Annotated in this window: 6 protein-coding genes and 1 pseudogene; 2 read left to right on the top strand and 5 right to left on the bottom strand. The window is 39.2% G+C overall.

Annotation, left to right across the window (positions count from 1 at the left end):
• Positions 1 to 4: 4 nt before the first annotated feature.
• Complete coding sequence (locus tag ACOVO2_RS06115; protein ID WP_421769115.1) at positions 5 to 1,315, bottom strand: DUF5690 family protein; 1,311 nt, start codon at positions 1,313 to 1,315, stop codon at positions 5 to 7.
• 181 nt (positions 1,316 to 1,496) lie between these two features.
• Here ACOVO2_RS06115 and ACOVO2_RS06110 point away from each other — a divergent pair, with 181 nt between their 5' ends.
• The gene (locus ACOVO2_RS06110; RefSeq protein WP_421769114.1) at positions 1,497 to 1,991 is read left to right on the top strand and encodes a DUF4494 domain-containing protein; all 495 of its coding nucleotides are present in this window, start codon (positions 1,497 to 1,499) and stop codon (positions 1,989 to 1,991) included.
• 299 nt (positions 1,992 to 2,290) lie between these two features.
• On the opposite strand, the gene ACOVO2_RS06105 is transcribed toward ACOVO2_RS06110, so the two are convergent.
• The 4 genes from ACOVO2_RS06105 to ACOVO2_RS06090 all read right to left on the bottom strand — a co-directional run bounded on the left by ACOVO2_RS06105 (position 2,291) and on the right by ACOVO2_RS06090 (position 8,478).
• Complete coding sequence (locus ACOVO2_RS06105) at positions 2,291 to 2,845, bottom strand: hypothetical protein (protein WP_421769113.1); 555 nt, start codon at positions 2,843 to 2,845, stop codon at positions 2,291 to 2,293.
• A gap of 100 nt (positions 2,846 to 2,945) precedes the next feature.
• Positions 2,946 to 4,709: an Ig-like domain repeat protein gene (locus ACOVO2_RS06100; RefSeq protein WP_421769112.1), complete on the bottom strand. Its 1,764-nt coding sequence runs from the start codon at positions 4,707 to 4,709 to the stop codon at positions 2,946 to 2,948.
• A 49-nt stretch (positions 4,710 to 4,758) separates the two neighbouring features.
• Complete coding sequence (locus ACOVO2_RS06095; RefSeq protein WP_421769111.1) at positions 4,759 to 7,569, bottom strand: TonB-dependent receptor domain-containing protein; 2,811 nt, start codon at positions 7,567 to 7,569, stop codon at positions 4,759 to 4,761.
• Between the two features lie 108 nt (positions 7,570 to 7,677).
• Complete coding sequence (locus ACOVO2_RS06090; RefSeq protein ID WP_421769110.1) at positions 7,678 to 8,478, bottom strand: glycerophosphodiester phosphodiesterase family protein; 801 nt, start codon at positions 8,476 to 8,478, stop codon at positions 7,678 to 7,680.
• Positions 8,479 to 8,749: 271 nt separating this feature from the next.
• On the opposite strand from ACOVO2_RS06090, the pseudogene ACOVO2_RS06085 reads away from it, so the two are divergent.
• Positions 8,750 to 9,594: pseudogene (locus ACOVO2_RS06085) on the top strand (TonB-dependent receptor); the annotation flags it as partial.

Here is a 9,594-nt window from a genome sequence, read left to right as displayed (position 1 = left end):
ATTTTCACCCAATCGGATTATATTCTGATTCTTTTGTGGGCGAAACTTTCCACCATAATTTCCCCTTCAGATATTTATTCGAGAAGTAAAAAAGCTGTACTAAGAGCAGAATAAAACAAACAAACGAAATAACATAGCTGAATGTCATTAGTATATTGAGAAAGGATATTTTTTTCAAGAAAAACTCGCGGTAAATCAATAAAACTACACTGCCGAGATAGCCAACCGAGTCGCAGATATAGACCAAAAAGCCCACATTTCCACGGGCTTTAAAAAGTGCGATTAGGCGTTCGAAAACTACAGTTTGAATCAATAAATAAGGCAAAAACAAGCCAATTCCGAGGCTCAACATCCAAGTTTTGGGCGTAATGAGTGCTGTCTGAAAAGCCCATGTACTTCCTCCACAAAGCAAAACCGCCACAAGCATCATACCCGAAAATGTGAGATATGATTGAAAATTATTTTTGATAAAAGCATTGAGTGCAATCAGTGTTACTACTACCACTCCAATAGTTGTTTCTATCTCCGAAAAAATAGTTTTATTGAATTGTGGGTCGATTTCTCGCCATACTTCAACCGCAAAATTATCTCGAAAATCACGCATCGAAGCCAAGAGTAAATAAACCCCGATAAAACACAAAAGTCCGAAACCAAATTCTCTTATTATCAATTGTTTATCAGCTTTTTTCATAGCAACTCGCTCACTTCTCAGAGCTAAATCTTCATCGTTTGGTGGCGGAATCTGTGCCAGCATCCAGACAAAAAACAAAAAGAGGGGCAGAAAGAAAAGCCCGATGGCAAACGGCAGATGAAACTCCGAAATATGATAGGTTTCTTGTAGAAATAAATAGATAGTTTTCAAAACTCCTGAAGTCATTACTAAATTTAGGCTGAGTCCAAGAGCCAAAAACTCCGTCAGTTTTCGGCCTTCGAGAAAGCTAAAAATCACGCCCCAAACCATGCCGAGCGGCAAACCATTCAGAAATAAAAAAACAAAATTATACGGAAACGGCACAAACCCAAAAGCAACCAATGCGATTTCGGCAAACACTATCAAGCTGATAATCAACACAATACGTTTTTTTGATTTTAATTCGGCAATGACCTTGATTCCGATAATTTTTGAAAGCATGTAGCCAAAAACCTGCGAAATTATCAATATCGTTTTATAGCCCACACCCCACAGCTCGTAGTTTTCGTAAAGCCCCGTTGTGAATGGCTTTCGGAAAGCATACATACAAAAATAAGTACCAAAAGCAGCAACGATACACCAAATAGTAAGTAATGCTTCCGATTTCCTAAGTAGTTTTTTCACGATTATTTATGGCTTAAATCAACCATAAAAATCTAAATCAAATATAAACTCAGAATTACGTAAGTATTATGATTAGGTTAGTTTTTGGTGCAAAAGTCGTGGATAATTAGGTTTTCTAATCTGCCCGAATGCCCTTACCTTTGTTGCGTTAAATTTTTTGCTTACTAAAAAAACGTTACAGATGTCGAGTTGGTATCAAGGAAAGATTCGCTACCAAAAGGTAGATGAAAAAGATAGAACAATCAAAATCACTGAAGTATATTTAGTTGATGCCGTATCATACACCGATGCCGAAGCACGCATTTATGATACAGTTGCATCAAATACGCCTGATTTTCAGTTATTTGGTCTTTCGAGAATGAAAATCCATGAAGTATTTTTTGTGGAAGAAGGCTCAGAAACATGGTATAAAGTAAAGGTAAACTTTATTAGTTTCGATGAAAAAGCCCAAAAAGAAAAACGTACACCTTTTACGATGCTCATCAATGCCGATAATCCATTGTTGGCGTATCAGTTAATCTCGGAGAGACTCGGAACTGTAGAAGATTACCAAATTACAGATATAAATATCACAAATATCTTGGAAATTATTCCGTACGAAAAACCAGAAGATAAAATCTTGAAAAGTGGCAATTTTAAGCCATTGGCCGAGGTTTTAGCAAATCAGGCTGAGTAATGTAGAGCGACGGCGTCGGCCGGCCAATTTCTAAATTGCTCAAGTTGAAAGGACACAAGCCGGAGACTTGTGCTACGATACAAAAGAAAAAGTCAGAGGCAAAGCCCCTGACTTTTCTGATTTTAACACCAATATGAATCAATTGAACTACCGAAGTAGTTGATTCAAGTCTCAGCCATAAGCTGATAATCTTTTTGCTTTCGCAAATATCTTTTTAGCGGGCGGCGTTCCGCACGATGGACGACAATTTTAAATTCTACTTATTTAATGACCGTGGACTACAGACTATCGACCGTGGACTACCTTCCCACCCACTCATTTAATTTCTTATCGTAAACCAGCGTGGCATCTGGCCACTCTATGTAATGTTTCATGGCTAAATAGTTGTCGAGGTTTCCTTTTTTTATTAATTCTTGAAAAAGGAAACTGCCTCTTTCTATCAATATTTTTTCTTCTAAGTGTGGAGTGTTCGCTACTTCTTCAAAGGCTTCGGGCATAAGTGAATCCGTATCGGCGGTCGCTTTCTTTAATCTGAACTTCCCAAGAACCCCTCTTTTGTATTTTGGACTATTCCCAACTGGACGAATCATGAAAAAATAATTCCAGCCATCGGGCGTTTGATAATATTTTTCGATGCGAAAATTCGGAAGATTTTTCACATAAAATTGTCTGTACTGAGCATCGAATCGAGTTTCGTTGGTGGCATTCGGAGCTTTCGTAAAAACGTAGGTAATGATATTCGTAAGCAGTGTATCTCGTTGATTATCAGAAAAATAATTCGATACATCATACTTATTTGATTGGCAAGAAAACAACACTGCCGCAAGCAATGAGACTAAAACTACTTTTTTCATATTGGTGATAAAAGTTCTCTGCCGAAACAGAGAACTTTTTATTTTTATTACTTAGAAGTTTACGGAAGGCTTCACTTTGAGTGAAGTCTTCCGTAATTCATTACTTAATATAAACCACTGACTGCGGGCTAAATTCAGCCCAAGTAGCTGTCCAGTCGGTTGTTCCGAATGCACCGATGTAATCAGCAGCAGTGAAGAACGAACCAAGACCAGTTGTTGAACCACCCGTTGCGATTGAAGCAGAAGCACCCGCAGCGATAGCAAACGATGGACGACCAACTTGGAATAACGATGCACTGATACCGGTGTTTACGTAATTTGGCACAACCTTATTGCCTTTTTGAGCTAAGAACCAAACCGATGGTAATTGTGTACCGATTGCCAAAGCAGCTGGAGTTGTTGCGGTGTTTACGTCACGCACTGCAAAACCACGTGGTTCAGAAGCAAAACCTTGTCCGAAACCGTTTGTTCCCCAACCATCTACACCAGCCAATACTACATTGTTCAACACTAATTCACCATTTAGAGCATTGGCTGAAGTTGTTGCACCGTCGATGTACACACCATTTGGATAACCAGTAGCGAATGTATTGTGAATCTTCACTTTGTTGTTTCTTCTTAAATGGAACGCATTTTGGAACAATGGACTGATTGAAGTAGCCGCCGAACCTTTCGCACCAATCAAAGTGAAGTTAGAGAATGTACCCGAAGTATATGGCTCTCTTGGATTTCCTTGACCATCATTATCAACCTCGAAACCATTTGAACCCGATTGGTCAGCTTGGGTTGCTCCACGAATACCGATACCAAATTGTACGTTTCCACGGAAACCATTATCAACATCAAAATCATCATCTAAGCCTTTGTAAGCAATCAAGTATTTAGCATTTGCAGTACCACCAAACCACTCGAAAGAGTCGTCAAGGCCGAAAGTTGCCATTAAATATTCCATTTTTGTACCGCTACCTACCGAACCAAACGTAAATGAGTTTACTTCTTGGTTAGGGTTGATTGGCACACCAGCGTACTCAACGCGTACATACTTCAAACTACCTGAATTATCGGCATCGTCAGCACCACCGTGCCATCCTTTATAACTTCCTTCCAATTGTCCAACGCCATTTGGTAAGTTGTTTTTTGCTTTTCCGCAGATTACTAAACCACCCCAATCGCCTGGCTCTCTTTCGCCAACTGCTCTTTCAGATGTAAATACAATCGGCTCAGCAGCAGTACCTTCTGCGATAATTTTGCTACCACGTTGGATAATCAAAGTACCTTTTGAAGCACGGTCACCGATGATTACTGTACCTGGCTCTATCGTAAGCGTACCCACTGCAACACCTGCTGGTGTTACGTCAGTTGTATCGCCACCTACACGTACAAAACCTACGAGTTTATAAATTTTGTTTTTTGTCCAAGTAATATTTCCTGTCAAAACCCCTCTTACCGTAACGATTTCTTTTGGAGGAATTGCCGCTACTTTTACTGTAAACGTAGTTGGAGCAGATGCTTGATTTTTTGCATCAGTGGCAATAATTGTGAAGTTTACACTTGCACCAGCCGCCAAATTTTCAACTGTATATTCTTTCGTATAATTATCAGCTGTTACGCCATCAGCATACGTTTTTGTGTCGAAAGCCACACCATTTTTCAAAACTGTTACGGTTTTCAAGCCACCCGGAGCCGAAATAGAAGCCGTAACGTTTACTTTTGCACCTGGAATTCCAGAAGCCTCAGTTCCAGCCGAAACGATTGGTGCTGGTGGAATCACTTCTTCTTCTTGGCATGAGCTAACGAAAGCCGCCGTAGAAAAAAGCAAAGTAGCCGATGCTAATAATCGAAAATACTTTTGAAACTTAATCATTTGTTTTTGGAGTTTGGTTTACTAATTTTTTGTATTTCTTTGTTAAGTATTACTTTCTTGAAAGCGTATAACTGAAACCAAGCGTTACTAAACTACCTGGTTTGTAGCTTTGCATTACTTCGTCGGTTTTACGGTCGAATTTTCCATCTTGATTACCATCTTGTAAAATCAAAGCTGCTTGGTTGAAAATATCGGTCACACCGCCTTTAATTGTCCAACGGTCTTTGATTCCTTTCGAGAACGTAAGGTCAACTACATTTCTTGGCATTTCGTAAAGGTCTGGGTAGCCTTCAAAGCCAATTGCAAAAATTCTTTTTCCGATTACGTTATAGAGTAAGTTTACTTGGAAATCTTTGTCGGTGTTGTTATAATTTAAACCAACATTCAAGATATAAGGCGACTGACCTTGTAGCGGACGGTTGTTCGATTGTCCTTCGGCACCTTCACGCAATTGTACTTTGCTGTAAATCAAGGCAGCGTTAAATAATAAACTCATTTTTTCTAACACTGGTGAAGCCGTCAAACTTGCTAAACCTTTGCGAACTTCCAACTCTAAACCTGCACTTTTAGCATTTTGAGCATTTTGGTAGATGAAAGTTTTTGCACCTAACGAGCCACTTCCTGCTTCAACTTCTAACTCAATCGGATTTCTAAAATTCTTGTAGAAAGCTGCAATACTCACAATTTCCGAAGGAGTTGGATACAATTCCCAACGCACATCAAAGTTATTTACAGTTGAAATTTTCAAGCCTGTGTAACCTTCATAAACTACGTTGAAGTCGAAATCATAGAACGAAAACGGAGCTAACTCACGAAACTCTGGACGATTGATTGTTTGTCCGTAAGCGGCTCTCACAAGCATTTTTTCTGAGAAATTGTAAGATAAATTCGCTGAAGGCAATACACTCGTTACTGGGTTTTTCACGTTTACTTTTGCTCCACCTAAGAATGCACTTTGTAAACTTTGTGTATTATCTTCAACCCTTGCACCAGCAATGATATTCAATTTTTTACTCAACGGAATATTGGCATTGGCATAATAAGCCAACAATCGGTTTCCTGCTGTATATGAATCGTTCGGGTTAGTTTGTTCGTCAATTCTGATACCCGTTGTGCTATTAATATTATTGAAGAGATTCGTTACTGAACCAGTGAACAGTTCGTTGCTGAAGTTATTTCCACGCACATAACCTATGTTACGTCCGTTAAATGAGCGGTCTTTACTTTCGTAGAATAAACCAGCTTTTACTTCCATTTCAGTATTTTCTGCTTTCGATAACGCTATTTTTTGCGTAAGATTTACGGCTCCTGTATAGCTGGTTTCGTTCATTTCTGAGAACCAACGACCTAAATAAAACGCCTGTGCAGTACCGATTGGAACATAGATTGTTTTTGAATTATTTGTCAAATCAACATCTGAGCGATAACGACGATAATCTGGTTGCTCACGATTCGAGCGATTGTAGCCAGCTACCCAATCAATCACGGTTTTGCCTTTCAAGAAAGAGTGTTTACCCGTGATTTGACCTGTGTAAATTCCACGATAAACTTGATTAAACGATTGATTATCAGGATTATAATTTGCTTCAATTGCACGACCACTACGTTGTGTGAAGTTCGAGTTGCTCATTTGATTGAACAAATTTTTCAACTCAACTGAGTGATTATCATTGAAACGAAACGCCCAGTTATGAATCAAACCAACTCTGATGTTTCGGCTATATTGACTGTCTTTGAAGAAATAAATCGGTGATTGTGTATTGTTGATATTCGCATTGAAGTCATTGCGGTCAATCAAGAAATTGGTGCGGCTATCCGAATAATTCAAGGCTGTTACGTTTCCAACTTTGATTCTACCGATATTAAATTTATAGTTTCCTGTCAAACCGAAACGTTGGTCAGGAGTGGCAGTTGTGCGGTTAGTAGTCCATTCGTTTCTTAACGAACGACCCGTAGCTTCTAATTGAGCAGGATTATTCAAAAATACATTGATATTCGACGGAAAAAACTGTGGTAAATCGTAGTAGCCGTTATTGAAGCCTGTCCAATAATTTTTACCTTGATTTGGTTGGTAGAAATCACCAAAAGTTGTTCCCTGACGCACCGAAGTACCATAGTCAAGCACCAATGAGTTTTTGTCTGGAATATTCTTTGTGAAGATTTTCACTAAACCACCCGCAAATTCGCCAGGTAGTTCGGCCGAAGGACTTTTGTAAATCAACAAACGGTCGATTTGTGAACTTGGAATAATATCAAATGAGAATGATTTTACGTCGGTTTCCATACTTGGCGTAAAAGCATTGTGAAGCATTACATTATTATAGCGTTGATTTAAGCCACGAATATTGATGAAACGCTCGCCCACAATCGTAATACCCGGTACACGCTTTACAACCTGAGCCGCATCACGGTCAAGGGTTTTACCGATTTGTTGAGCCGAAATACCATTCACAACCATTTGCGAAGCCTTGATTTCAGAAATCAACGAAACTTCTGTATTTGTCAGGCGGCTGGCTGTTACTTTTACTTCTTGCAAAACCACCTTGTCTTCTTCAAGGGCGGTATTTATTTCAAGAACTTTATCGGCTTCTACCGTAACTTCTACTTCTTTTACTTTATATGAAACGTAGGTAATCAATACTTTTTTCTTTCCAACTGGTACTTTCGAAATTGAGAAAAATCCATTTACGTCGGTAGCAGCTCCCATGGTTGTTCCGTCGATTCTGACCGTTGCACCGATAATGTCTTCGTCAGTTGCAGCATCTTTAACAGTTCCACGGATAACGCCCGTTTGGGCAAGAGAAATGAGAGAAATAAATAATAGTAGAGAGGTAAGCGTAAACTTAAATTTGGAGTTCATAACCTATATTGGTGTATTTGATTTTCGACTGCAAAGGTCTGAATCCAATGTTAACTAATTGTTAAGTCAATGTTACGAGTTAATTATGATTGCAAAAAGCGAGTACTTCTACCTAAGGTTTCTCTTCGATAAATACTCAAGCAGTTCTTTGGGTTTATCGGTTTGTAAAGCATTGATATTAAATCCGATAGCCGTTTCCCAACCTTGTGGAGTATCATCATCGCCCAGGGTATCGAGCCAAATTGGGATATTAATTTCGGTAAGTTTTTGAATAATTTCTGGTGAATAGGTTTTGATAGTTCCATCTAAAACCGATGCAGGAAAGCTCAAGACAAAAGCCTCAAACTCGAAAGGAGTCTTTATATTTGACGATGGACTCGTAATTACAGGAATCGATGGGGCGATTTTTTTCCATTGAAAAATCTGTTGAGGCGAACAATAAACCACCACTCGCTCACGCATTTGGTATTTATCAAGCAAAGCCACAATCTTCTCAGGGTCGGCCTCTTTAATATCTAAATACAGATTTATCTTTCCTTTCGCTTCCATCAGAAACGACGAAAAAGTAGGTGGAGCAATCTCCGTTCCTTTGATTTTCAGTTTCCTGAAATCAAGTGTTGACGTAGCCGAAACTTTACCTTTGCCATCGGTTGTTCGTTCGAGGTTTGCGTCGTGCATCACTACTGGCACGCCTTCGAGCGTCGTTCTGATATCAACTTCTACATAATCAACGCCCAGCTCGATGGCTTTTCGGAGCGATTCTAAAGTATTTTCGGGAGCATCAGTATGAAAGCCTCGGTGAGCAATAACAATAAATTTATTAGATACTTTCGGAAAAACAGTTTTCGACTGTGCAAATACAACACTCGGAAGTACCAAGAGCAATAGTTTGAAGATTAGGCTTTTCATAGTGAGTTAGTAAATTTTCAGGAATTTCAAAATTACCATCATCCCATTGCTGAAATTACTCTAATAGATTATGATTTTGTTAAGTTTAATACAGAATTGCATCTATAAAAGTAAAAATTGCACTTTTGTAATTTTTTCTCATTTCATTCAAACATTTTAAAAAACTAACGCATTTTCAAACATTTTGGCTTAATTTTGGGTAAAAATTGAGCGTTAAAAAGTACGTATCTACCTAATCAGCAATTAATTAAATAGTACAACAGTGGAAATCATACACGAAAAAAACCTCGGAACTAAGCAAAAAGCACTGCGTATCAACATGAATAAGCAAATCTATGGTAGCTTTGCTGAAATCGGTGCTGGACAAGATGTAGCCGCCAACTTCTTCAAGGCGGGCGGTGCTTCAAAAACAATTGCGAAAACTATTTCGGCCTATGATATGACCTTTTCCGATGCTATTTATGGCGTGATGGAAAATAGTCGATACGTGTGCGAGCCTCGACTCATGAGTATGCTCGACCACGAATATGGACTTCTGATTGAGCGTTTGGGCGAAAAACGTGGCAATGATTCAACTTTTTTTGCCTTCTCAGACACCGTTGCGGCTCTCAATTATCATAAAAATAATGATGCCCACGGCTGGATGGGCGTAAGATTTCAGCTTACACCACACGGCCAATACAACGATATTATCTTGCACGTAAAAATGCTCGATAACGATAGCATCCTCCAACAGCAAGCCCTTGGAGTATTGGGTGTAAATCTTATGTATGGGTGCTATTTTTATAACCAAGACCCCGAAATTCTCCTGCTATCATTAATGGATGATTTGGCCAAAGACCGCATCCAAATTGATATGATTCGATTCGAAGGACCTGACTTCAAGCATGTTGATAATCGTTTAATGAGCTTGCATTTAGTGAAGTACGGTTTCTCAGATATTGCTCTTTTCGGTGCTGATGGCAAAAACTTGCAGCCTTCGGAAGTACTTTTCCGCAAACACGCCTTGGTATTACGTGGCCGCTTCCGTCCGCTCGTAAATGTGCATTTAGATATGCTCGCCAACGGCCGCAAACAGTTTATGCGTGAGCCAGACGTTGACAAAGAACGAGTAGT

The sequence above is a fragment of the Emticicia sp. genome, assembly GCF_049241225.1.
GTDB lineage: Bacteria > Bacteroidota > Bacteroidia > Cytophagales > Spirosomataceae > Emticicia.
The sequence above is the reverse complement of the archived record's forward strand: the minus strand, read 5'-3'. Positions and strand labels throughout refer to the sequence as shown.

What these genes read in the sequence shown, in the direction of transcription:
- ACOVO2_RS06095 (WP_421769111.1), bottom strand. Translation starts at nt 7,569, where the DNA reads ATGAACTCCAAATTTAAGTTTACGCTTACCTCTCTACTATTATTTATT.
- ACOVO2_RS06100 (WP_421769112.1), bottom strand. Translation starts at nt 4,709, where the DNA reads ATGATTAAGTTTCAAAAGTATTTTCGATTATTAGCATCGGCTACTTTG.
- ACOVO2_RS06110 (WP_421769114.1), top strand. Translation starts at nt 1,497, where the DNA reads ATGTCGAGTTGGTATCAAGGAAAGATTCGCTACCAAAAGGTAGATGAA.
- ACOVO2_RS06105 (WP_421769113.1), bottom strand. Translation starts at nt 2,845, where the DNA reads ATGAAAAAAGTAGTTTTAGTCTCATTGCTTGCGGCAGTGTTGTTTTCT.
- ACOVO2_RS06090 (WP_421769110.1), bottom strand. Translation starts at nt 8,478, where the DNA reads ATGAAAAGCCTAATCTTCAAACTATTGCTCTTGGTACTTCCGAGTGTT.